The organism is Micromonospora sp. NPDC048063 (assembly GCF_043202855.1).
In the GTDB taxonomy this organism is placed as follows: Bacteria; Actinomycetota; Actinomycetes; order Mycobacteriales; family Micromonosporaceae; genus Micromonospora.
Genome location: NZ_JBIDBG010000006.1, coordinates 300,309 through 323,796 on the forward strand (window position 1 = coordinate 300,309; position 23,488 = coordinate 323,796).

21 protein-coding genes are annotated in these 23,488 nt (G+C 72.4%); 14 read left to right on the top strand and 7 right to left on the bottom strand.

The window, feature by feature from the left end; translation table 11 throughout:
• Positions 1-26: 26 nt before the first annotated feature.
• The 8 genes from ACGFZ2_RS18115 (at position 27) to polA (ending at position 9,162) form a co-directional block, all read left to right on the top strand.
• Positions 27-977, top strand: coding sequence for a branched-chain amino acid ABC transporter permease (locus ACGFZ2_RS18115; RefSeq protein WP_393269022.1), 951 nt, complete (start codon positions 27-29; stop codon positions 975-977).
• Positions 974-2,083: a branched-chain amino acid ABC transporter permease gene (locus tag ACGFZ2_RS18120; RefSeq protein ID WP_393454825.1), complete on the top strand. Its 1,110-nt coding sequence runs from the start codon at positions 974-976 to the stop codon at positions 2,081-2,083. Before ACGFZ2_RS18115 ends, ACGFZ2_RS18120 begins: the two co-directional genes overlap by 4 nt.
• Complete coding sequence (locus ACGFZ2_RS18125; RefSeq protein ID WP_393454828.1) at positions 2,076-2,921, top strand: ABC transporter ATP-binding protein; 846 nt, start codon at positions 2,076-2,078, stop codon at positions 2,919-2,921. The genes ACGFZ2_RS18120 and ACGFZ2_RS18125 overlap by 8 nt, the downstream gene beginning before the upstream one ends.
• Complete coding sequence (locus tag ACGFZ2_RS18130; RefSeq protein ID WP_393454831.1) at positions 2,911-3,621, top strand: ABC transporter ATP-binding protein; 711 nt, start codon at positions 2,911-2,913, stop codon at positions 3,619-3,621. Before ACGFZ2_RS18125 ends, ACGFZ2_RS18130 begins: the two co-directional genes overlap by 11 nt.
• Positions 3,622-3,654: 33 nt before the next feature.
• Positions 3,655-4,566, top strand: a complete 912-nt coding sequence (locus ACGFZ2_RS18135; protein WP_393454834.1) for an ABC transporter substrate-binding protein — start codon at positions 3,655-3,657, stop codon at positions 4,564-4,566.
• Between the two features lie 3 nt (positions 4,567-4,569).
• On the top strand, positions 4,570-5,550 hold the full coding sequence (locus ACGFZ2_RS18140; RefSeq protein WP_393454837.1) for an amino acid ABC transporter permease: 981 nt from the start codon (positions 4,570-4,572) through the stop codon (positions 5,548-5,550).
• 53 nt (positions 5,551-5,603) lie between these two features.
• Positions 5,604-6,356 carry an amino acid ABC transporter ATP-binding protein gene (locus ACGFZ2_RS18145; protein ID WP_393269053.1) on the top strand — a complete coding sequence of 251 codons (753 nt, stop codon included), beginning with the start codon at positions 5,604-5,606 and terminating at the stop codon, positions 6,354-6,356.
• 106 nt (positions 6,357-6,462) lie between these two features.
• Positions 6,463-9,162 (top strand): DNA polymerase I, encoded by a 2,700-nt coding sequence (gene polA / locus ACGFZ2_RS18150; protein ID WP_393269011.1) that lies wholly within the window; start codon positions 6,463-6,465, stop codon positions 9,160-9,162.
• Positions 9,163-9,318: 156 nt separating this feature from the next.
• On the opposite strand, the gene ACGFZ2_RS18155 is transcribed toward polA, so the two are convergent.
• From ACGFZ2_RS18155 to ACGFZ2_RS18170, 4 genes are read right to left on the bottom strand one after another with little or no spacing between them, the layout of a single operon-like run.
• Complete coding sequence (locus ACGFZ2_RS18155; protein WP_393269009.1) at positions 9,319-9,747, bottom strand: DUF3140 domain-containing protein; 429 nt, start codon at positions 9,745-9,747, stop codon at positions 9,319-9,321.
• Positions 9,734-9,955 carry a DUF2945 domain-containing protein gene (locus ACGFZ2_RS18160; protein ID WP_393269006.1) on the bottom strand — a complete coding sequence of 74 codons (222 nt, stop codon included), beginning with the start codon at positions 9,953-9,955 and terminating at the stop codon, positions 9,734-9,736. Before ACGFZ2_RS18160 ends, ACGFZ2_RS18155 begins: the two co-directional genes overlap by 14 nt.
• A gap of 44 nt (positions 9,956-9,999) precedes the next feature.
• Entirely contained in the window at positions 10,000-10,602 is a 603-nt protein-coding gene (locus tag ACGFZ2_RS18165) for a Uma2 family endonuclease (protein ID WP_393269004.1), read from the bottom strand.
• A gap of 4 nt (positions 10,603-10,606) precedes the next feature.
• Positions 10,607-11,464 carry a class I SAM-dependent methyltransferase gene (locus ACGFZ2_RS18170; protein ID WP_393454840.1) on the bottom strand — a complete coding sequence of 286 codons (858 nt, stop codon included), beginning with the start codon at positions 11,462-11,464 and terminating at the stop codon, positions 10,607-10,609.
• A gap of 400 nt (positions 11,465-11,864) precedes the next feature.
• Between ACGFZ2_RS18170 and rpsA the strand changes: the two genes are divergently transcribed.
• Together rpsA and coaE are read left to right on the top strand one after the other, a co-directional pair.
• Positions 11,865-13,355 (top strand): 30S ribosomal protein S1, encoded by a 1,491-nt coding sequence (rpsA, locus tag ACGFZ2_RS18175; protein ID WP_357700111.1) that lies wholly within the window; start codon positions 11,865-11,867, stop codon positions 13,353-13,355.
• A gap of 337 nt (positions 13,356-13,692) precedes the next feature.
• Positions 13,693-14,874, top strand: a complete 1,182-nt coding sequence (coaE, locus tag ACGFZ2_RS18180; protein WP_393454984.1) for a dephospho-CoA kinase — start codon at positions 13,693-13,695, stop codon at positions 14,872-14,874.
• Positions 14,875-14,947: 73 nt separating this feature from the next.
• Here coaE and ACGFZ2_RS18185 read toward each other — a convergent pair whose 3' ends face one another.
• Positions 14,948-16,441: a hypothetical protein gene (locus tag ACGFZ2_RS18185; protein WP_393454843.1), complete on the bottom strand. Its 1,494-nt coding sequence runs from the start codon at positions 16,439-16,441 to the stop codon at positions 14,948-14,950.
• Between the two features lie 300 nt (positions 16,442-16,741).
• Between ACGFZ2_RS18185 and uvrB the strand changes: the two genes are divergently transcribed.
• Together uvrB and ACGFZ2_RS18195 are read left to right on the top strand one after the other, a co-directional pair.
• The gene (gene uvrB, locus ACGFZ2_RS18190) at positions 16,742-18,850 is read left to right on the top strand and encodes an excinuclease ABC subunit UvrB (RefSeq protein ID WP_393454846.1); all 2,109 of its coding nucleotides are present in this window, start codon (positions 16,742-16,744) and stop codon (positions 18,848-18,850) included.
• Positions 18,851-19,128: 278 nt separating this feature from the next.
• Positions 19,129-19,989, top strand: coding sequence for a helix-turn-helix domain-containing protein (locus ACGFZ2_RS18195; protein ID WP_393268993.1), 861 nt, complete (start codon positions 19,129-19,131; stop codon positions 19,987-19,989).
• Positions 19,990-20,086: 97 nt separating this feature from the next.
• Here the strand turns inward: ACGFZ2_RS18195 and ACGFZ2_RS18200 are convergent, their stop codons facing one another.
• The gene (locus ACGFZ2_RS18200) at positions 20,087-20,845 is read right to left on the bottom strand and encodes an SDR family oxidoreductase (RefSeq protein WP_393454849.1); all 759 of its coding nucleotides are present in this window, start codon (positions 20,843-20,845) and stop codon (positions 20,087-20,089) included.
• A 137-nt stretch (positions 20,846-20,982) separates the two neighbouring features.
• Positions 20,983-21,276 (bottom strand): antibiotic biosynthesis monooxygenase family protein, encoded by a 294-nt coding sequence (locus tag ACGFZ2_RS18205; protein ID WP_393454852.1) that lies wholly within the window; start codon positions 21,274-21,276, stop codon positions 20,983-20,985.
• A 99-nt stretch (positions 21,277-21,375) separates the two neighbouring features.
• On the opposite strand from ACGFZ2_RS18205, the gene pnuC reads away from it, so the two are divergent.
• Both pnuC and ACGFZ2_RS18215 read left to right on the top strand, forming a co-directional pair.
• Positions 21,376-22,029 carry a nicotinamide riboside transporter PnuC gene (pnuC, locus tag ACGFZ2_RS18210; RefSeq protein ID WP_393454855.1) on the top strand — a complete coding sequence of 218 codons (654 nt, stop codon included), beginning with the start codon at positions 21,376-21,378 and terminating at the stop codon, positions 22,027-22,029.
• Complete coding sequence (locus ACGFZ2_RS18215) at positions 22,026-23,231, top strand: AAA family ATPase (RefSeq protein WP_393454858.1); 1,206 nt, start codon at positions 22,026-22,028, stop codon at positions 23,229-23,231. Before pnuC ends, ACGFZ2_RS18215 begins: the two co-directional genes overlap by 4 nt.
• The last annotated feature ends 257 nt before the right edge of the window (positions 23,232-23,488 follow it).

Below are 23,488 nucleotides of genomic sequence, written 5' to 3' on the forward strand. Positions count from 1 at the left end.
CCAGACCCTGATGGAGCGTCCCTCCCTTGAACTTCGACGGACTGTTCTCCAACTTCGGAGAACTCACCACGACCGGCCTGACGCAGGGCGCGATCTACGCCCTGGTCGCGCTGGGCTACACGCTGGTCTACGGCGTGCTGAGACTCATCAACTTCGCCCACTCCGAGGTCTTCATCGCCGGCGCGTTCGCTGCGCTGGTCTCCTGGAGATGGTTCGGCCTGGACCAGAACTCGCAGGTCAGCGGCGTCGGCACGATCATTTTCTACCTGTTGGTCGCGGCGCTCGCGGCGGCGATCGCCTCGGCGGGCACCGCGACGGTCATCGAGCGGGTGGCCTACCGGCCGCTGCGTAAGCGCAACGCGCCGCCGCTGGCGTTCCTGATCACCGCGATCGGCGCGTCCATCGCCATCGCCGAGGCGTTCGGCATCTGGACCCGCCGGTTGCCGCAGGGCGCACCGGCCCTGGTCAGCTCCAAGCCGTTGTTCCACATCGCCGGGGTGCCGATCGACGCCATCCAGTTGCTGACCCTCGGGTCCGCGCTGGTGATGATGATCGCGCTGGACATGTTCATCAACCGCAGCCGGGTTGGCCGCGGCATCCGGGCGGTGGCGCAGGACGCCAACACCGCCGCGCTGATGGGCGTGAACAAGGACCGGATCATCCTGATGGTCTTCATCGCCGGCGGCGCGATGGCCGGCGTCGCGGGCCTGCTCTACGACGTGCGGATCCAGACCCTCACCTACAGCGTCGGCTTCATGCTCGGCCTCAAGGCGTTCACGGCCGCGGTGCTGGGCGGCATCGGCAACCTGCGCGGCGCGCTGCTCGGCGGCCTGCTGCTGGGCGTCGTGGAGAACTACGCCTCCGGCCTGTTCGGCAGCGAGTGGAAGGACTTCGCCGCGTTCGCGGTGCTGGTGGTGCTGCTGATGTTCCGGCCGACCGGTCTGCTGGGTGAGTCGCTGGGGAGGGCACGGGCATGACGACCGTCCTGGAGAAGGTGCGCTCCGGCCGAGAGGCGGCCGGGGAACGGTGGCGCGGCGCGCCGCGCTGGGTGCGCTGGGCGCTGCTCGCCGCGGTGATCGTGTTCTTCTACGCACTGCCGAACAAGGAGTTCTACCAGTACCTCGGGCCGATCCCGACCCCCGGTGCGAACTTCACGCAGGTGATGTTCACCGTCTCGATCTACGTGCTGCTGGCCGTCGGCCTGAACATCGTGGTCGGTTTCGCCGGCCTGCTCGACCTCGGCTACTTCGGTTTCTTCGCCGTCGGCGCGTACACCGTCGCGGTGCTGACCTCGCCGAGCAGCGACATCAAGACGCTGTGGCCGTGGCTGCTGGCGGTGCCGGTGGCAATCGCCCTGACCATGGTCTCCGGCGTGATGCTCGGCACGCCGACCCTGCGGCTGCGCGGCGACTACCTGGCGCTGGTGACGCTCGGCTTCGCCGAGATGATCCGAATCGGGGCGGTCAGCTCCGAGTTCCTGAAGGGCCAGCGGGGCTTCAACCAGATCCCGCACCCGCCGGGCCAGTACGCCGACGGCAAGCCGATCTTCGGCGTGCTCGACGCCCGGCCCTACTACTGGCTGGTGCTCACGCTGATCATCCTGGTGGTGATCGGGGTGCGGAACCTGACCCACAGCCGGGTCGGTCGCGCCTGGATCTCGATCCGGGAGGACGAGGACGCGGCGCAGCTGATGGGCGTGCCGACCTTCAAGTTCAAGCTGTGGGCGTTCGCGGCGGGCGCGGCGATCGCCGGTCTGGCCGGCGCGCTCTTCGCGGGCAAGCAGAACTTCGTCAACTCGCAGAACTTCGAGCTGCTGAACTCGATCATCATCCTGGCCGCCGTCATCTTCGGCGGCTCGGGCAACATCGTCGGCGCGATCGTCGGCGGCGGCCTGGTGGCGTACATGATCGAGCGGTTCCGCGGCATCGAGGTGCTCGGCATCGAGCTGTACGAGTACCGGTTCCTGTTCTTCGGCCTGGTGCTGGTGATCATGATGATCTTCCGGCCCGAGGGCCTGATCCCGAACCGACGACGCGCGGCGGAGTTCAAGGACCGCCGCAAGGAGGTGACCGTCGGTGAGTGACACCGAGCAGACGCCGGCCGTCCCGGCGCAGGCCGGCGCGCCGGCCGTGGAGACGGTGCCCACCCGGGAGCCGCTGCTGGAGGTCGACAACGTCACGCTGCGCTTCGGCGGCGTGGTCGCGCTGAACGAGGTGGACTTCACCCTCTACAAGGGGGAGATCCTCGGTCTGATCGGGCCGAACGGCGCCGGCAAGACCACCTGCTTCAACGCGATGACCGGCATCTACCAGCCCACCGAGGGGCAGATCCGGTTCCGTGGCCAGAAGATCAGCGGCAAGAAGCGGCACCAGATCACCAAGATGGGCATGGCGCGGACGTTCCAGAACATCCGCCTCTTCCCCGAGATGACCGCTATGGAGAACGTCCTGGTCGGCGCGGATGCGCACCACAAGACCAGCGTCATCTCCGCGCTGTTCCGCCTGCCGCGGTACTGGAAGGAGGAGCGCGAGGGCCGGGAGAAGGCCGAGCGCCTGCTGGAGTTCGTCGGCATCCGCAAGCGGATGCACGAGTTCGCCCGCAACCTCTCCTACGGCGAGCAGCGGCGGCTGGAGATCGCCCGTGCGCTGGCCACCGACCCGGTGCTGCTCTGCCTCGACGAGCCGGCCGCCGGCTTCAACCCGGCGGAGAAGGAGGAACTGCTCCAGCTCATCCGGCAGATCCGGGACACCGGCGTGACCGTGCTGCTCATCGAGCACGACATGCGCCTGGTCATGGGGGTCACCGACCGGATCGTGGTGCTGGAGTTCGGAAAGAAGATCGCCGAGGGGCTGCCCGCCGAGGTGCGGGAGAACCCGAAGGTGATCGCGGCGTACCTGGGGGTGCCGGACGATGCTGCTTGAGATCGACGACGTGAGCCTGCTGTACGGGCGGATCCAGGCGCTGCACGGCATCAGCCTGACGGTGGACGAGGGCGAGATCGTCGCCCTGATCGGCGCCAACGGCGCCGGCAAGTCGACCACGATGCGGGCCATCTCCGGGATCCGCCCGGTCGCCAGCGGGAACATCCGGTTCAACGGTGAGGACATCACCAAGCTCCGGGCCGACCTGCGGGTCAGGCGGGGGCTGTGCCAGGCGCCGGAGGGCCGGGGCATCTTCCCGGGCATGACGGTGCTGGAGAACCTGGACATGGGCGCCTACACCCGGCGGGACCGGGCGGGCATCGCCCAGGACCTCGACCGGGTGCTGAACCTGTTCCCGCGCCTGGCAGAGCGGCGCAAGCAGGCCGGGGGTACCCTTTCCGGCGGCGAGCAGCAGATGCTGGCCGTCGGCCGGGCGCTGATGAGCCGACCGAAGCTGCTGCTGCTCGACGAGCCCTCGATGGGTCTGGCGCCGATGCTGATCCAGCAGATCTTCGACATCATCACCGAGATCAACGAACAGGGCACCACCATCCTGCTGGTCGAGCAGAACGCCCAGCAGGCCCTGGCCCGGGCGCACCGGGCGTACGTGCTGGAGACCGGCCGGATCGTCAAGAGCGGGACCGGCGCGGACCTGCTGCACGACCCGGCGGTCAAAGAGGCCTACCTCGGCGTGGCCTGACCGGCCGCCACCCCTCACCGCAAGGAGAACGACATGTTCCACATCTCTGGTGGCCGCCGGGCCGTGCTCGGCGCCACGAGTGCCGCGCTGCTCGCCCTCTCGCTCGCCGGTTGCGGCGAGAAGGAGAGCACCGAGCAGCCCGGCGCCGGACCCAGCGTCACCGCCGCCGCCGACTCCGCGCTGGCCGCGAAGGTGCCCGACGCCATCAAGGCCGACGGCGTGATCAAGGTCGGCACCGACTCGACGTACGCCCCGGCGGAGTTCCTCGACGCCGACGGCAAGACGGTCGTCGGCTTCGACGTCGAGCTCTTCAACGCCGTCGCGCAGAAGCTCGGCCTGAAGGCCGAGTACGAGTCGGCGCCGTTCGACTCGATCCTGCCCGGCGTCGACTCCGGCAAGTACGAGATCGGCGTCTCCTCGTTCACCATCAACGCCGACCGGATGAAGACCGTCAACATGGTCAGCTACTACTCCGCCGGCACCCAGTGGGCGACCAAGGCCGGCAACCCGGCCAAGATCGACCCGAACGACGCCTGCGGCAAGAAGATCGCCGTGCAGGTCGGCACCGTACAGCTCGACGACATCACCGCCCGGTCGAAGAAGTGCACCGACGCCGGCAAGCCGGCGATCACCATCGACCAGTACCAGGCGCAGAGCGACGCCACCGCCGCCGTGGTCAGCGGCAAGGACGACGCCATGCTGGCCGACTCGCCGGTCGGCGCGTACGCGGTGAAGCAGAGCAACGGCCAGCTGGAGCTGCTCGGCGACATCTACGAGTCCGCCCCGTACGGCTACGCGGTGAAGAAGGACCAGGCCGCGTTCGCCGAGGTGCTGAAGGAGGCCGTGCAGGCGGTCATCGCCGACGGCAGCTACGAGACCGCGCTGAAGAAGTGGGGCGTCGAGGGCGGCGCCATCACGACCCCGGCGCTGAACCCGACCAGCTGACCCATGTCGGTCGAAACAGACACACCCGAGCGGGCACGGCCGGAACCCATCCAGGCCGTGCCCGTGCGGCATCCCGGGCGGTGGGTCGCCGTCGCCGTGATCGGGGTGCTGGTGGCCATGTTCGTCCACCTGCTGGTGACGAACAAGGCGTTCAACTGGTCGTTCATGGTCGACGAGATGTTCCGGCCGCCGATCATCGAGGGGCTGCGCGGCACGATCGCGCTGACCATCCTCTCGATGCTGATCGGCGTCGGGCTGGGTGTCGTCATCGCCATCATGCGGCTGTCGGAGAACCCGATCCTGCGCGGCGTCGCCTGGGCGTACACCTGGTTCTTCCGGGCGGTGCCCCGGCTGGTGCTGGCGATCCTCTTCGGCAACCTCGGCATCCTGTGGGCCCGGATCGAGTTCGGGCTGCCCTTCGACCGGCAGATCGGCGCCCTGTTCGGGGTCGACGACTTCGAGGCGCGGCTGTTCGGCTTCTCCGCCGTGGAGATCCTGACCGGCTTCGTCGCCGGCATGCTGGCGCTCGGCCTCTCCGAGGCCGCCTACATGGCGGAGATTGTCCGGGCCGGCATCCAGTCGGTCGACGAGGGGCAGACGGAGGCCGCGCAGGCGCTCGGCCTGACCCGGGGGCAGATTCTGCGCCGGATCGTGCTGCCGCAGGCCATGCGGGTGATCATCCCGCCGACCGGCAACGAGACGATCGCGATGCTGAAGGACACCTCGCTGGTGGCCTTCGTGCCGGTTTCCGCCGAGCTGTTCTTCCAGCTCAAGGCCGTCGGTAACCGGACCTTCCAGGTCTTCCCGATGTACGTGGCGGCGTGCCTGTGGTACCTGCTGCTGACCAGTGTGCTGCTGGTCGGGCAGTACTACCTGGAGCGGCACTTCTCCAGGGGCGTCGGGCGCAGCGGGCGGGCGAAGACCAAGCTGCGCGGGATCACCGCGGAGGCGGGCGGCGCGACCGGGAAGGTGGACGGCGGATGACCAAGGTGACGGTGCCGGCCCAGGCCGGCGCGCCGACGGCGGAGTCCGGGCCGATGGTCCGGGCCGAGCAGGTGCACAAGTCGTTCGGGTCGGTCGAGGTGCTCAAGGGAATCGACCTGGAGGTCCGCAGCGGCGAGGTCTGCTGCCTGCTGGGCCCCTCCGGCTCCGGCAAGTCGACGTTCCTGCGCTGCATCAACCACCTGGAGAAGATCAACGCCGGTCGGATCTGGGTGGACGGCGAGCTGATCGGCTACCGCGAGCGCGGTGGGAAGCTGCACGAGATGCGGGAGAAGGAGGTGGCCGCCCAGCGCCGTGCGATCGGCATGGTGTTCCAGCGGTTCAACCTCTTCCCGCACATGACCGCCCTGCAGAACGTCGCCGAGGCGCCGGTGCTGCTGGGTCGGGAGAAGAAGGCCGCCGCCCGCGAACGGGCCGCCGCCCTGTTGGAGCGGGTGGGGCTGGGCGACAAGCTCGGCAACTATCCCGGTCAGCTCTCCGGCGGCCAGCAGCAGCGGGTGGCGATCGCCCGGGCGCTGGCGATGCGGCCGAAGCTGATGCTCTTCGACGAGCCCACCAGCGCGCTCGACCCGGAGTTGGTCGGCGAGGTGCTCGACGTGATGAAGGACCTGGCCCGCGACGGCATGACGATGATCGTGGTGACCCACGAGATCGGCTTCGCCCGCGAGGTCGGCGACTCGCTGGTCTTCATGGACGGCGGCGTCGTGGTCGAGTCGGGCAACCCGCGCGAGGTGATCGCCAACCCCCGGCACGACCGGACGAAGGCGTTCCTGGCCAAGGTGCTGTGACGGGGACGCCGGCGCGGCCGTACGGGCCGCGCCGGCGTCCGCGCCGGGCCGATGGCGGCCGTGCCGGTGTCCCGAACTGTCGGGGCGGGCGGCTAGAGTCGCTGCCGTGACAGCTACGACGCCGCGCCTGCTCCTCGTCGACGGACATTCCATGGCATACCGGGCCTTCTTCGCCCTGCCCGTGGAAAACTTCTCCACCACGACGGGGCAGCCGACCAACGCCGTCTACGGCTTCACGTCCATGCTGATCAACGTGCTGCGCGACGAGCAGCCCACGCACATCGTCGTCGCCTTCGACGTCTCCCGCCGCTCGTTCCGCACCGAGAAGTACGCGGAGTACAAGGCCGGCCGCAGCGAGACCCCGACCGACTTCAAGGGCCAGGTCAGCCTGGTCAAGGAGGTCCTGGCGGCGCTGCGCGTCCCGGTGGTGGAGAAGGAGGGCTACGAGGCCGACGACATCATCGCCACCCTCGCCTGCCAGGCCCGCGACCAGGGCATGTCGGTGCTGATCAGCACCGGCGACCGGGACGCCTTCCAGCTCGTCGGTGAGAACATCACCGTGCTCTATCCGCGCAAGGGCGTCTCCGACCTGGCCCGGATGGATCCGGCGGCGATCGAGGCGAAGTACGGCGTCGCCCCGCAGCGCTACCGCGACCTGGCCGCCCTGGTCGGCGAGACCAGCGACAACCTGCCCGGCGTCCCGGGCGTCGGCCCGAAGACGGCCGCGAAGTGGATCAACCTGTACGGCGGGGTCGACGGCGTCGTCGCGCGGGCCGACGAGATCAAGGGCAAGGCCGGCGACAGCCTGCGCGAGCGGCTCGCCGACGTGATCCGCAACTACGAGATCAACTGCCTCGTCTCCGACCTGGAGCTGCCGCTGCGCCCCGAGGACGCCCGCTGGCAGGGGTGGGACCGCGAGGCCGTCCACCAGGTCTTCGACACCCTCGAGTTCCGCATCCTGCGCGACCGGCTCTACCAGTACCTGGAGGCCGTCGAGCCGGAGGCCGAGGCCGGCTTCGACCTGACCGGCGAGGTGCTCACCGCGCCCGGGGCGGTGGCCGGGTGGCTGGAGACGCACGCGCCGGCCGGCACCCCGGTGGGCGTGGCGGCGAAGCTCGACACCGGGCCCAACCGCCGGCACACCGCCTCCGTGACCGGCCTGGCCCTGGCGACCGCCGGCGGCGCGGCGGCCTGGCTCGACCCCGCCACCCTGGAGCCGGCCGACGAGGCGGCCCTGGCGGCCTGGCTGGCCGACGAGGCGCGGCCCAAGGTGCTGCACGACAGCAAGCCGGCCGTGCTCGCGTTCGCCGCGCACGGCTGGCGCCTGGACGGCATCCTCCGCGACACCCAGATCGCCGCCTACCTGGCCCGCCCCGACCAGCGCTCCTACGACCTGACCGACCTGGCCCTGCGCTACCTGCACCGCGAGCTGCGGGTCGACGCGCCGGAGACCGGTCAGCTCACCCTCGACGGCCTCGGCAACGACGGCGAGGCGGAGCAGAACCTCATGCTCCAGGCCCGGGCCACCCTCGACCTCGCCGACGCCATCGACGCCGAGCTCTCCCGCGACGGCGAGCAGTCCGCCCGGCTGATGGCCGGGGTGGAGCTGCCGCTGATGCGGGTGCTCGCCGGCATGGAGCGCACCGGCATCGCCGCCGACACGCACTACCTCTCCGAGCTGGAGGCGCACTTCGCCGCCGAGGTGAAGGCCGCCGCCCAGGGGGCGTACGCGGCGGTGGGGCGCGAGTTCAACCTCGGCTCGCCGAAGCAGTTGCAGGAGATCCTCTTCGGCGAGCTGGGCCTGCCCAAGACCAAGAAGATCAAGACCGGCTACACCACCGACGCCGACGCCCTGCAGTGGCTCCACGCGCAGAACCCGCACCCGGTGCTGGCCCACCTGCTGCGCCACCGGGACGTGGCCAAGCTCAAGACCACCGTCGACGGGCTGCTCAAGTCGGTCTCCGACGACGGGCGCATCCACACGACGTTCAACCAGACGGTGGCGGCCACCGGCCGGCTTTCCTCTACCGAGCCCAACCTGCAGAACATCCCGATCCGCACCGAGGAGGGGCGGCGGATCCGCCGCGCCTTCGTCGTCGGGGAGGGCTACGAGTGCCTGCTCACCGCCGACTACAGCCAGATCGAGATGCGCATCATGGCGCACCTGTCGTCGGACGACGCGCTCATCGAGGCGTTCAACTCCGGCGCCGACTTCCACGCCGCCACCGCCTCGTCCGTCTTCGGGGTGCCCCTCGACGAGGTCACCGCGGACCAGCGGCGCAAGATCAAGGCGATGAACTACGGCCTGGCGTACGGGCTGAGCGCGTTCGGCCTCTCCCAGCAGCTCGGCATCACCGCCGAGGAGGCGCGCGGGCTGATGGAGGACTACTTCGCCGGCTTCGGCGGGGTGCGCGACTACCTCCAGGAGATCGTCTCCCGGGCCCGGCACGACGGCTACACCTCGACGATCCTGGGGCGCCGGCGCTACCTGCCCGACCTGGTGAGCGACAACCGGCAGCGCCGGGAGATGGCCGAGCGGATGGCGCTCAACGCGCCGATCCAGGGCTCGGCCGCCGACATCATCAAGGTGGCCATGCTGCACGTCGACACCGCGCTGCGCGAGGCTGGCCTGCGCTCGCGGATGCTGCTCCAGGTGCACGACGAGCTGGTGTTCGAGGTCGCGCCCGGCGAGCGGGAGGCCCTCGAGGCGCTGGTGCGGCGGGAGATGGGCGGGGCGTACCCGCTGTCGGTGCCGCTGGAGGTGTCGGTCGGCGAGGGGCGGGACTGGAACAGCGCCGACCACTGAGTGTCTTCGTGGTGGGTTGCGGGGCGGCCCGACCCGCTCCGGGCGGTCAGGCGTGATCCCTGCGCTGGTCGGGCTGCCCCGCAACCCGTCGCGGTCGGCGTCGTGTCGGCCCGTTCCGGTGTACCACCCCTGCCGGACGTCGTGGCCGGGTCCGGTTCACCGTCCCGGTCCCCGGCGGGACTTCGGCGGGGCGCCGTGCCGCTCCAGGGCCTTCCGGGACGGTCCGCCGGGCGGCGGGAGCGGGGCCTTGACGGGATCGTGACCCCAGTTCATCAGGGAGTACCGCCACCGGGTCTGGCGCACGTCGCCGCTCGGTCGCTGCGCCATGTGCCGCCGGACGTACCCGACGACCTTGCGCATGTGCCGGTAGTCGTCCTCGGAGAGCTGGTCGCGCTTGCGGCGCAGCAGGCTGATGATCCTGCGGCCGGACTCGTGCCCCACCGACTCGCCGCCCTTGGTGCCCTTCCGCCAGCCGACATGCTTCGACTCGTCGGTCTCCAGCCACGTCGACAGCTCGCCGGGCTTCATGTTCACCGCCTCGGTGAACTCCCGATAGACGTCCCGACCCTCGTCACCCCCGCTCATGGCGCAGCACCTCCGGTCGGTGGGCGACGTCCCGGCCCGAGTCGTCGTTGCGGATCCGGTACTGCGGGTGCTCCGGGGACGCGTTCACGGCGTGCCCGCGCACGTGCGTCCGGTCGATCAGCTTCTCCTTGACCACGCCGTACGCCCGGCCGCTGTGACTGGCCCAGGAGACGTGGTCACCCTTGCGGAACTCGTTCTGCTCGGCCATGCCGGGTGGGTACCCGGCGTCGATGCCAGGAAACGGGGGGACCCCTAGGGGGTGATCTCGGCGATCGGCAGCTTGATCTCGAACGGCTCGCTGAGTTCGACCAGCTCGGCGCTGTCGGTGATCAGTTCGTACTGCCGCTCTCCGCCCGGCCCGAGCCGCTCGCCCCGGCGGTAGGCGTACAGGTGCACGGGGTCCTGTTCGATGCGCCAGTAGAACGGGATGCCCGCGGCGGCGTACTCACCCGGCTTGGCGAACCTGTCGGTGCGCCGCGTACCCGGGGACACCACCTCCACGGCGAGGATGACGTCGTCAGGCACGAGCAGTGACCGGTCGGGGGTCACCTCGGCCCGGCGCAGCAGCACGTCCGGCTGTCGACTGGTGTTCGCGTTGAGGGCCACGCCGACGGCCTGAGCGGCGCGGAGGTGGGCGGGGGCGTGGGTCCGCAGCCACAGCCAGAGCAGGCTGGAGATGTCCTGGTGGCCCAGGGTGGGGGAGGGTGTCACCTGGATGACTCCGTCGACGAGTTCGACGCGCGGGGCGTCGTCCGGCAGGTTGAGCAGATCCTCCAGCGTGTAGTCCGCACGCTGCTGCCGGATCGGGTCAGGACACCAGGGGCCAGGTGGTGTCGCGATCGGCTCGGCGCTCACCGGCTCAGCGTAACCCTGCGGGCGGCCCTGGCCGTCGCACCGACTGTCCGGCTTCTCGGGCGGGCTTCTCGGCGACGAAGATGGCAGTGCCGGGAAAGAGGCGGCCGCGCAGCGGGCTCCACTGCCCCCAGATCCCCTCGTGCCCCTCGGGCCACTCCGGCTCGACCAGGTCGACCAGGCCGAACCCGGCGCCCACGATCTCCCGGATCCGGTCGCCGAGCGTGCGGTGCTGCTCGACGTAGGTGGCCGCGCCGGTCTCGTCCTGCTCCACGTAGGGGGAGCGGTCGAAGTACGAGTGCGTGGCGGTCAGCCCGCCCTCGCCCGGGTCGTCGAGGAAGATCCACCGCATCGGGTGGGTCACCGAGAACACCCAGCGACCGCCGGGGCGCAGCACCCGGAACACCTCGCGCATCACCGCCGCCGAGTCGGCCACGAACGGGATCGCCCCGAACGCCGTGCACGCGGTGTCGAACGCCGCGTCGGCGAAGGGCAGCGCCAACGCGTCGGCCTGCACCAGCGGCACGCGTACGCCGGTGCGCGCGGCGGCGAGGGCGGCGTGTCGCAACATGCCGGCGGACAGGTCCATGGCGACCGGCCGGGCGCCCCGGGTGGCGAGCCACCGCGCGGCGGCCGCGGCGCCGCAGCCGACCTCCAGCACACGCCGCCCGGTCAGTTCGCCCAGCAGCCGTACGTCCGCCTCGCGTACCCCCTCGGGGCACCAGACGAAGTCGAGGTCGCCGAGGAAGCCGCCGTGCTCGGCCTGATAGTCGTCGGCGTCGGTGTCCCACCAGTGGCGGCTGGCGCGCCGGGCCTCGGCGTCGCCCACCCGGCGCCGGGTCACCCGGCTGCTGTCGTCGTCCACCCGCTCACGCTAGTGCCTCTCCCGCAGGGCGCGGCGGCGGGCGGCGAGCCCCCGGGCGTGGCGGAACAGGGGTGGCGCTACGGTTCCCGGTGGTGCCGTTGTGACGGACGCGACAGGTGGGACAGCTTCCTACCGAAATCTCCGCTTTCGCAGGTGGCGAGGCGGCGAGAGGGCGGGAGGCCTTGCACGCTGTGGTAATGCAGCGGGTAGGCTAGACGATGCGCTCGCGAATCGTGTGCCTCGGCAGGGAGCAGGTGCGCGGTCTCCGGGACCACTGGCGGAGTTACCTCCATGATCTCACTCGATCTTCGGTGTGCCCGGCGACGGATCCGCTGGCGCGAACAGGTCACCGCGACACCAGCCTGCTGTGACACACCATCCGACCGGAGCAACCGCCCACATGACGAGCAGCATCGAGGCCCCCTCGAGCGCCACCCGGGTCACCCACGACGATCTCGGTTCCGAGGAGGCTTTCCTCGCCGCGATCGACGAGACCATCAAGTACTTCAACGACGGCGACATTGTCGAAGGCACCGTCGTCAAGGTCGATCGGGACGAGGTCCTGCTCGACATCGGCTACAAGACCGAGGGCGTCATCCCCTCTCGGGAGTTGTCGATCAAGCACGACGTGGACCCGGCCGAGGTCGTTTCGGTTGGTGATCACATCGAGGCCCTGGTCCTCCAGAAGGAGGACAAGGAGGGGCGTCTGATCCTCTCCAAGAAGCGGGCGCAGTACGAGCGGGCCTGGGGCACCATCGAGAAGATCAAGGACGAGGACGGCGTCGTCCGCGGCTCGGTCATCGAGGTGGTCAAGGGCGGCCTCATCCTCGACATCGGGCTGCGCGGCTTCCTGCCCGCCTCCCTGGTCGAGATGCGTCGGGTGCGGGACCTGCAGCCGTACGTCGGCCGTGAGCTCGAGGCCAAGATCATCGAGCTGGACAAGAACCGCAACAACGTGGTCCTGTCCCGCCGGGCCTGGCTGGAGCAGACGCAGTCCGAGGTGCGCACCGAGTTCCTCAACAAGCTGCAGAAGGGCCAGGTCCGCAAGGGCGTCGTGTCCTCGATCGTCAACTTCGGCGCGTTCGTCGACCTGGGCGGCGTGGACGGCCTGGTGCACGTCTCCGAGCTGTCCTGGAAGCACATCGACCACCCGTCCGAGGTCGTCGAGGTGGGCCAGGAGGTCGAGGTCGAGGTCCTGGACGTCGACCTGGACCGCGAGCGGGTCTCGCTGTCGCTGAAGGCGACCCAGGAGGACCCGTGGCGGCAGTTCGCCCGCACCCACGCGATCCAGCAGATCGTGCCGGGTAAGGTCACCAAGCTGGTGCCGTTCGGCGCCTTCGTCCGGGTGGACGACGGCATCGAGGGCCTGGTCCACATCTCCGAGCTGGCCGAGCGCCACGTGGAGATCCCGGAGCAGGTCGTCCAGGTCGGCTCCGAGGTCATGGTCAAGGTCATCGACATCGACCTGGAGCGCCGCCGGATCTCGCTGTCGCTCAAGCAGGCCAACGAGGGCTTCGTCGAGGGCGAGGAGCACTTCGACCCGACCCTCTACGGCATGGCCGCGACCTACGACGCCGAGGGCAACTACATCTACCCGGAGGGCTTCGACCCGGAGACGGGCGAGTGGCTCGAGGGGTACGACAAGCAGCGCGAGACCTGGGAGAACCAGTACGCCGAGGCCCGTCAGCGCTGGGAGGCCCACACCAAGCAGGTGCAGACCTCCCGCGCCGCCGACGCCGAGGCCGCTGCCAACCCGGCTCCGGCCGTCACCGGTGGCACCACCACCTCGACCAGCGCGGCCCCGAGCCGGCAGGCCGAGGAGCCGGCCGGCACCCTGGCCACCGACGAGGCGCTCGCCGCTCTGCGGGAGAAGCTCGCCGGCGGCAAGTGACCCGCTGAACGACGGACGAGGGCCCCGTCCCCGCGATCGCGAGATCGCCGGGGGCGGGGCCCTCGCCGTTGCCCGCCCCTGCCGGCCCCCGCTCCGGCGCGGGGCGGCCGCTCGGCGCCGCTCCGGCGGGCCCCGGCACCGGCCGGTTCGTTCCGGTGGGGCGGGGCGCCGGGCCCGTCCGTGCCGGTGGGGCCCGGAGGCCGGGCCCATCCACCCGGCGGCCAGCCAGACCGTGGCCCGGATGGCCCGCGCCGGCCTCCGTCCGGCGGGGCGGGCGTGCCGGGCGCGGGCACCGGCCCGGTTTGGCGGTGCGGGGAAGATCGGGTTGACTGGTCCGGTGCTGATGGTGGGGTTGACCGGGGGGATCGGATCCGGCAAGAGCGCGGTGGCGTCCCGGCTGGCCGAGCGGGGCGCGGTGGTCATCGACGCCGACCAGGTGGCCCGGGAGGTGGTGGCGCCGGGCACCGAGGGACTGGCCGAGATCGTCGCGGCCTTCTCCGACCGGGTCCTCGACGCCGGCGGGGCCCTCGACCGGGCGGCGCTGGGCGCGGTGGTCTTCGCCGACGAGGCGGCCCGGCGTCGGCTGGAGGGGATCATCCATCCCCGCGTACGGGCCCGCACGGCCGAACTGGCCGCCGCGGCGGTGCCCGACGCGATCGTGGTCAACGACGTGCCGCTGCTGGTGGAGGTGGGGCTTGCGCCCACGTACCACCTGGTGATCGTGGTGCAGACGGCGGTGGCCACCCGGTTGGCGCGGCTGGCCCGCGACCGCGGGATGGACCAGGCGGAGGCCGAGCGGCGGATCGCCGCGCAGGCCGACGACGCCCGACGCCGGGCCGCGGCGGACGTGGTGCTGACCAACGACGGCAGCCTCGCCGACCTGCACGCGGCGGTCGACGCGCTGTGGCAGGAGCGGCTGCTGCCCTACGAGGCGAACCTGCGCGAGCGGCGACCGGTGCGACCGCACCGCGTCGTGCTGACCGAGGCCGACCCGACCTGGCCGCAGCAGTACGCGCGGCTCGCCGCCCGGATCCGGCACGCGATCGCCCCCGCCGACCTGCGGATCGATCACATTGGCTCGACCGCGGTGCCCGGCCTCGCCGCCAAGGACGTGATCGACATCCAGCTCACCGTGCCGACCCTCGCCGACGCGGACGGCCCGCTGGCCGAGCGGCTCGCCGCCGCGGGCTTCCCGCGCCTGCCCGGCGACTGGTGGGACAACCCCCGGTTGCCCGGCAGCGGCCGGTGGGAGAAGCGGCTGCACGGCAGCGCCGACCCGGGCCGCCCCGTGTACCTGCACGTCCGCGCCGTGGACTCGCCCGGCTGGCGGTACGCGCTGCTGATGCGCGACCACCTGCGTGCCGACCCGGACCAGCGGGCGGCCTACCTGCTGCTGAAGCGGGAACTGGCCGCCTCGGCCCCGGACAGCGCCACCTACACCACGGCGAAGGACCCGTGGTTCGACGAGGAGCACCTGCGCGCCGAGGACTGGGCGGCGCAGACCGGCTGGCGCCCCTGACCCGTCACCGGCCGCCGTCGCCGGCGCGCCGGGGCCCTGACGTCGCCCCGGCGGCGCCCCTGACCCCGATCGGTCATCGCCCGCCGGCCGGCGCTTCCGGGCGCTGCGGCGCCGGCCGGGCGGCGGGCAACCGGGGCACCGCGCCGGGGGCCAGGTCGAGCTGGGCCCAGGCACCCGACCGGGTACGCAGCTCCAGCCGGCGCAGCACGCCGGACCGGTCGATCCAGTAGCGCAGCAGCGCCCCGGACGTGCGCAGCTCGACCACGTCCACGGTCCTCCCGGACAGGCTGTCTCCGCGCACCCGGAGAGTGGCGCCCCGCGGCGCGGGCGACCGGGCGGCCCGTAGCGCCGCGCCGAGCAGCAGGCCCAGGTCGCCGGCGCGCGTCGGGTCGGCCCGCCAGCCCCGGGCGGGCGGCGGCAGCGGGGGCCGGCCGGGTGCCTCCACCGTGCCGGGAACCGTCGTGGCGGGGACCTCCGACCGGGTCACGTCCGTCCCGTCGACGCGCAGCAGCGCCCGGTGCTCCGGTGCGCCGAGGTCGGCGACGGCCACGTACGCGGCCCGGTCGGTCCAGCTCACCCAGCCGGCGCCGCGCAGGTTGGTGCCGGCGGCGAGGGGCCCGGTGAGGGTGACGGAGGCGCCGCCGGCGGCGCGGAGCCGGGCGGGCAGCCGGTCCAGCCGGTCCCGCTCCCCGGCGGTCAGGGCCCGGGGCTGCCCGGGCCGGCCGCCGAGGGCGTCGACCGGCCGCAGCGTCGGCCGGTCGGTGCGGGTGAACTGCACGGTGACCGGCCCGACGCCGGGCAGTCCGGTCTCCAGCCGGTGCAGGCGGGCGTCGCGGTCCAGCCAGTAGCGCGGGTGGTCGCCCGTCGCCGCGGACGCGGGTGGCGGTGGCGTGCCCGGGGCCGACGGCGCCTGGAGGATGTCGACCGGCTCCGCCCCGACGGTGGAGCGGCCCACCCAGCGGGCGGCCGCCGAGGGCGGCTCGGGGCGGTCCGCGCCGAGCCGGAAGAGCAGGTCGAGCACGGCGGCGAGCCCTCGCCCGCCGGACGGGTCGTGCAGCCGCCAGCGGTCCGCCGGCGGCACCAGCGGAGGCGGTGCGGCGGTGGGCACCGCCGACGGGTCGGGCCGCAGCACGGCCACGGTCGGCGTGGCCTGCAGCAGGCCGCGTTCGGCGCCCGCGCCGGGCCCGCCGACGTCCAGGTAGACCAGCGGCCGGGACCAGTCGACCCAGCCGACCAGTTCGATGCGGTCGGACCCGGTGCCCGTCGTCACCCGCACCCCGGCCCGCAGGTCGCGGTGGTTGGTGACCCGCATCGCGGCCAGCCGCTCGCGCTCGTCACCGGTCAGCGCCCGGGACGGCTCCGACCGGTCGGGCGACCAGCTCAGCAGCCCCGCGACCAGCGCCGCCGCGGAGAGCACGGCCACGACCGCGAGCACCAGCAGGGTGGTGCGCCGGCGGCCGGTCAGCACCCGCGGGACGGCCCCGGTGTGGGCGTCGTCGTGCGGCGGCCGGTCCTGCGGCGGGGAGGTCGGGTCGGCACGGGTGGCCCGGGCGGCGGAGGTGTCCACGGATGGTTGAACGGGATTCACCGTCGCGGGGTGACGAGCAGGGGCGCTCGCGGCGGCCGGTCAGCGCCTCGGGCGCGACCACGTCGGGTGCGCACGCCGGGCGTGCCGGGTGCTGCGACCCCTGTGCCGGGGGCGGGCCGGCCGCTGAGGGCCTGGCCGCCTGCCCGGTCGGCCGCCGCGAGCGGCCTACACCGAGAGCGTAGTCTCGTGAGATCGGCCACACAATGGGAATATCGAAGCCGATCAGGGACCGTCCGTAGTCGGAGCGGGGTGTCGGACCCCCGGCGTACCGTTGGGGTCATGGCGCTCGACATTCCCCGGCTCGACGGCCGCTTCCAGGTCGTCAGCGACTTCCAGCCGGCCGGCGACCAGCCGGCGGCCATCGACGACCTGGAGCGTCGGGTCCGACGCGGCGACCGCAACACGGTGCTGCTCGGCGCGACCGGCACCGGCAAGAGCGCCACCACGGCGTGGCTCGTCGAGCGGTTGCAGCGGCCGACGCTGGTGCTCGCGCCCAACAAGACGCTCTGCGCCCAGTTGGCCAAGGAGTTCAGCGAGCTGCTGCCGCACAACGCGGTGGAGTATTTCGTCTCCTACTACGACTACTACCAGCCCGAGGCCTACATCCCGCAGACCGACACCTACATCGAGAAGGACTCCTCGATCAACGAGGAGGTCGAGCGGCTGCGGCACTCGGCGACGATGTCGCTGCTGACCCGGCGCGACGTGGTGGTGGTGGCCACCGTCTCGGCGATCTACGGCCTGGGCACCCCGGAGGAATACCTCGACCGGGCCGTGCGCGTCGCCGTCGGGCAGGAGCTCGACCGCGACCAGCTGCTGCGCCGCCTGGTCGACATCCAGTATTCGCGCAACGACATGGCCTTCAACCGGGGCACCTTCCGGGTCCGGGGCGACACGCTGGAGATCATCCCGGCCTACGAGGAGCTGGCCGTCCGGATCGAGCTCTTCGGTGACGAGGTGGAGAAGCTCTACTATCTCAACCCGCTCACCGGCGACGTGGTCCGCGAGGTCGACCACCTGCTGATCTTCCCGGCCACCCACTACGCGGCCGGTCCGGAGCGGATGGAGCGGGCGATCCGCGACATCGAGGCCGAGCTGGGCGAGCGGTTGGCCGAGCTGGAGCGGCAGGGCAAGCTGTTGGAGGCCCAGCGGCTGCGGATGCGCACGACCTACGACATCGAGATGATGCGGCAGGTCGGTTTCTGCTCCGGCATCGAGAACTACTCGATGCACATCGACGGCCGGCTGCCGGGCAGCCCGCCGCACTGCCTGCTCGACTACTTCCCCGACGACTTCCTGACGGTCGTCGACGAGTCGCACGTGACCATCCCGCAGATCGGCGGCATGTACGAGGGCGACGCGTCACGCAAGCGGATGCTGATCGACCACGGCTTCCGGCTGCCCAGCGCGGCCGACAACCGGCCGCTGCGGTTCGACGAGTTCCTGGAGCGGGTGGGCCAGATGGTCTTCCTGTCCGCCACGCCCGGCCCCTGGGAGCTGGAGCAGGCCCAGGGCGAGTTCGTCGAGCAGGTGATCCGGCCGACCGGCCTGATCGACCCCGAGGTCGTCGTGAAGCCCACCAAGGGCCAGATCGACGACCTGATGCACGAGATCAAGCTGCGCACCGAGCGCGACGAGCGGGTGCTGGTCACCACGCTGACGAAGAAGATGGCCGAGGACCTGTCCGACTACCTTTTGGAGAACGGCATCCAGGTGCGTTACCTGCACTCCGAGGTCGACACGTTGCGCCGGGTGGAGCTGCTGCGCGAGCTGCGTAAGGGCGACTACGACGTGCTGGTCGGCATCAACCTGCTCCGGGAGGGCCTCGACCTGCCCGAGGTGTCGCTGGTCGCCATCCTCGACGCCGACAAGGAGGGCTTCCTGCGCAGTGGCCGGTCGCTGATCCAGACCATCGGCCGGGCGGCCCGGAACGTCTCCGGCCAGGTCCACATGTACGCGGACAAGATCACTCCGTCGATGGCGGACGCGATCGACGAGACCAACCGGCGGCGGGCCAAGCAGATCGCGCACAACGAGGCGCACGGCATCAGCCCGGAGCCGCTGCGCAAGAAGATCCACGACATCCTCGACGACATCTACCGCGAGGCGGAGGACACGGAGAACAGCCGGGTCGGCGGGGCGGTGCGGCAGCTGTCCCGGGGCAAGGCGCCGGTGAAGGAGACCCGCAGTCGCGGCCGGGCCGGCGGTGCCGGGCCCGCGCGGGAGGGGATGGCCCGGGCCGAGCTGGCCCAGCTCATCCAGGAACTCAACGACCAGATGCTGGCCGCGGCCCGGGAGCTGCAGTTCGAGCTGGCCGCCCGGATCCGCGACGAGGTCGCCGACCTGAAGAAGGAGCTGCGCGGCATGGACGCCGCCGGCGTGAAGTAACCGCCCGGCTGGCGGCTCCGCGCGGTTCCGCCACGAGGCCGGCCCGTCGCCGAAGACCACCGGGCGTCGGCGGCCTCGGGCGCCGGGCCCGGTCGCGCCTGGTACCGCAGCGCCCGTGACCTGGCCGGCGACGTCTGCGCGTTCGGCACGGACCGGCCCTGACGGGCGGCCGGCGGGGCCCGGTCGGCAACGGGGCTACTAGTCTCGATTGCGGTACGCGAGCAGACTATTGCGCTGGGTGATCGTGCTGCGTAATCTCCCTCGGTGGGGAGGCGGGGATGCCGTTGCCAACGAGTCCGGTCATTCGACGCGCGCGGTTGGGCGCCGAGCTGCGCCAGTTGCGCAGGCGGGAGGGGCTGACACTGGAGCAGGTCTGCGACCGGCTCGGCTGGGCGTCCACCTCCAAGCTGTCCCGCATCGAGCTGGGGCAGAGCCGGCCGGATCTCGCCGACGTCCTCGATCTGCTCGACGTCTACGAGGTGCCGCCGCCACAGCGGGAGGCGCTCATCGTCATCGCCCGCGACGCCGCCACCAGCCGGGGCTGGTGGAAGGCATTGGGGGAGATGGGGGAGCGGCAGCGCACCTACGCCGAGCTGGAGGCGGGGGCGGCGACCATCGTGGACTGGCAGCCCGCCGTCGTGCCGGGGCTGCTCCAGACCCCGGCGTACGCGCGGCTGCGGATCGCCGCCGGGCGGCTGCTCGACCCGACCGTCGACGTGGAGGCCGACGTGCGCGCCCGCGCGATGCGGCACGAGGTGCTGCGGCGCACCGATCCGCCCCGCTACACGGCGCTGCTCGCCGAGGCGGCCTGCGAGGCCGGCGACATTCCGCCGCAGGTGTGGCAGGAGCAGCTGCGGTTCCTGGTCGACCTGGCCGGCCTGCCGCACGTGACGATCCGGCTGCTGCCCCGGGGCGTCGCCGCGCGGGGCGGGGCGCAGCCGCTCACGCCGTACTCCTGCTACTCGTTCCCCGACCCGGCCGACCCCCGCACCGTGATGCTGGAGGCGCTGACCACCGACGTGCGCCTGGCGACGACGGCCGACGTCGACCGCTACGACCAGCTCACCGGTTGGCTGCTGGACGCGGCGCTCAGCCCGGAGGAGACGAGCGCGGCGCTGAGCCGTCGTGCCGCCGGGTGACCCCTGCCGGCGCACCGGGGCGGCGACGCCCACCGACAGACCCGGCCGGGTGCGCGCAGCGCGGCCGAGCCGGGGAGCAGTGGCGTCGGCGCGCGGATCAGAGGTGGCGGCGGAACCCGCCCTCCGAGTCGATCACCTGCCCGGTGATCCAGTCGGCGTCGGCTGAGCAGAGGAAGCGCACCAGCCGGGCCGCGTCCTGCGGGGTGCCCCAGCGTCCGGCCGGGAAGAGCTGGGCGATCTCGGCGTGCGCCTCGGGTGAGGCGTATCCGGTGTCGGTCGGGCCCGGGTGGACGCAGTTGACGGTGATGCCCTGCGGCATCAGCAGCGGGGAGAGCTGGAACGTGGCGTTCTCCACCGCCGCCTTGCTCACCGCGTAGGCGAGGGTCTGCGGCATCGGACCGAGGCGCTGCCCGCTGGAGAAGAGCACCAGCCGGCCGCCCGATCCGGCGGTGAACGCCGCCGCGAAAGCCTCGGCGAGCAGGAGGGTGGCCCGCACGTTGACCAACAGGTGCCGGTCGACCTCGGCCGGGTCCAACGCGCCGAACGGCGTGTCGGTGCAGTAGGCGTGCACGGCGACCACCGCGTCGAGCCGACCGTGCCGGCGTACCGCCTCGGCCACCAGCTCGGCGGGCGCGGCCGGGTCGAGCAGGTCGGCCGCGACGTAGCTGGCGCCGCCCAACGCGCCCAGCAGGGTCGGCACGCCCTCGGGATCGCCGCCGTAGGGCTGGGCTTCGTCGAACTCCGGCAGGCCGGTGAGCAACAGCCGCCAACCGTCCGCGGCGAGCGTGCGGGCGACCGCCGCGCCGATGCCGATCCGCCGGCTCACGCCCGTCACCAGGGCCACCCGGTCCGTCATGATCGCCAGTCAACCCGCACGGGCGGTCGCCGGCCACCCGATTTCGCCGCGCGGCCACCGGGCCCGGCGCCCCCGAGCCCGTCGGGACCGGCAGCCGGCGCGTGCACCGCGCAGGGTAGGGCAGGGGTACGACAGCCTCAGGCCGGCACGTCCACGAAGTGCTCGACCAGCGGCGGGTTGGCGAAGTACGGGCCGATCAGCGCCCGCCACTGCGTGAAGCGCTCGGTGCCCCGGAAGTTGTCGTTGTGCGCCTCGACCGAGTCCCACTCGACCAGCAGCACGAACCGGGACGGGGACTCCACGCCCCGGGTCATCCGCACCGACCGGCAGCCCGGCGTCCCGGCGAGCACCGGGTGTCCCTTGCCGTACGCGGCGGCGAACTCGTCCTCGTGTCCCGGCAGTACGTCGATGAGCGCGACCTCAAGCACCATGGCCGCAGCCTTTCACGTCGCCCCGGCGGCCCGCCGTCGCGGGGGCCTGTTCCCGGTGGTCGGGCGGATCTAGGGTGGGCGCGCGGAGAGGGGAGAGGCATGATCGACTGGCTTACCGGCACGGCGTTCACCATGGCGGGCACCGGCACGACCCGCGCGGAGCTGCTGGGCTTCGCCACCGGGGTGCTCAACGTCTGGCTGGTGGCCCGGCAGCGGATTGCCAACTGGCCGGTCGGCATCGCCAACGTGTTGCTGCTGATGCTGCTGTTCTGGACCGCCGGCCTGTACGCCGACGCCGGCCTCCAGGTCGTCTACGTCGTCCTGGGCCTGTACGGGTGGTGGGCGTGGCTCTACGGCGGCGAGCGGCGCAGCCGGCTGACGGTCCGCGGGACGAGCCGTCGGGAGTGGTGGGCGCTGGGGCTGGCCGGGGTGGCGCTGACCGGAGCGCTGTGGGTGCTGCTGGACCGGGCCACCGACTCGACGGTGCCGCTGCCGGACGCGCTGACCACCGCGCTGTCGCTGCTGGCCACGTACGGGCAGACCCGCAAGCGGGTGGAGAGCTGGTGGCTGTGGATCGCGGCCGACCTGATCTACATCCCGCTCTACGCCTACAAGGGCCTGTACCTCACGGCGGCGCTCTACCTGATCTTCCTCGGCCTCTGTGTGCTCGGGCTGCGCGAGTGGCGGGCGGACCTGCGGCGCGGCGCCGGCGCGACCCGGGCGCCGTCCGGTCCGGCCCCGGTGGCGGCATGACGGGCCCGGCGCCGGCCGACGAACGCCCGGCGGCGGGCGGCGGCGCGGCCGGGCCGGGGGCGCCGGAGTTCCGGCACGGGTTGGTGGTGGGCAAGTTCTATCCGCCGCACGCCGGCCACCACGGGCTGATCGAGGCCGCCGCCGCCCGCTGCGCGGCCGTCACCGTGGTGGTGGCGCCGTCGCGCCGGGAGTCGATCCCGCTCGGGTTGCGGCTGGACTGGCTGCGCGAGGTGCACGCGGACACCCCGTGGGTCCGCTTCGTCGGCCGGTACGACGACCACCCGGTGGACTACGCCGACCCGGCCGTGTGGGACCTGCACTGCGCGGTGTTCCGCGAGGCGCTGGGCGGGCGGCGGGTGGACGCCGTCTTCTCCTCCGAGGCGTACGGCGAGGAACTGGCCCGGCGCTTCGACGCCGTCGGCGTGTGCGTGGACCAGGGGCGGCGGTGCGTGCCGGTCTCCGGGACGGCGGTGCGTGCGGACCCGGCGGGCCACTGGGACCGGCTCAGCGCGCCGGTGCGGGCGTGGTTCGTGCGGCGGGTGGTGGTGGTCGGCGCGGAGTCCACCGGCACCACCACGATGGCCGCCGCCCTCGCGGAGCACTACGGCACCGGGTGGGTCCCCGAGTACGGCCGGGAGCTGACCGAACGGAAGCTGGCCCGGCTGCGCGAGCGGGACCCGGCGGCCACGATCTTCGACGTGTCCTGGGACCGTGACGACTTCGCCGAGGTGGTCCGGGAGCAGCAGGCGGCGGAGGACGCGGCGGCCCGGTCGTGCGGCCCGCTGCTGTTCTGCGACACCGACGCCCGGGCCACCGCCGTGTGGGAGGAGCGCTACCTCGGGTCGGCGTCGGCGCGGGTGCGGGCGGCGGCCCGGCGGCCCGCGCTGTACCTGCTGACCGACCACGTCGGGGTGCCCTTCGACGACGACGGGCTGCGCGACGGGGAGCACCTGCGGGCGTGGATGACCGGGCGGTTCCGGACGGAGTTGGCCGGGTGCGGGGTGCCGGTGGTCGAGCTGACCGGCCCGCATCCGGAGCGGCTGGCCCGCGCGGTGGCCGCCTGCGACGCGTTGCTCGCGGCCGGCTGGCCGCTGGCCGACCCGTTGGTGCCCGGCGGGTCGCCGGCGGACCCGCGCGACCCCGCCACCCCGGAGCACCTAGCCTCGCGCGACCCCGCCAACCGGGAGCACCTAGCCTCCTAGGATGGCGTACGCAGAGTGCGCTCAGGATCACCGAGAGGGTCGGCGGCTGTCGGTGGGCTAAGACACGGCCAGCCCGAGGTGCGGTGGCTGGGCCCGGTGGGCAAGAATGGCGGACGAGGAGGGGAGTATTCCCCCGTGACGGAGTCGTCAGCACGGTCGAGCGTCGGTCCCCGGTGCGCGACCCGGCCCCGTCGGTCACCGCCCGCAGGACGGTGACGGAAGAGACCTCCGACAGTCACCAGAGTCAGCGTCACCGG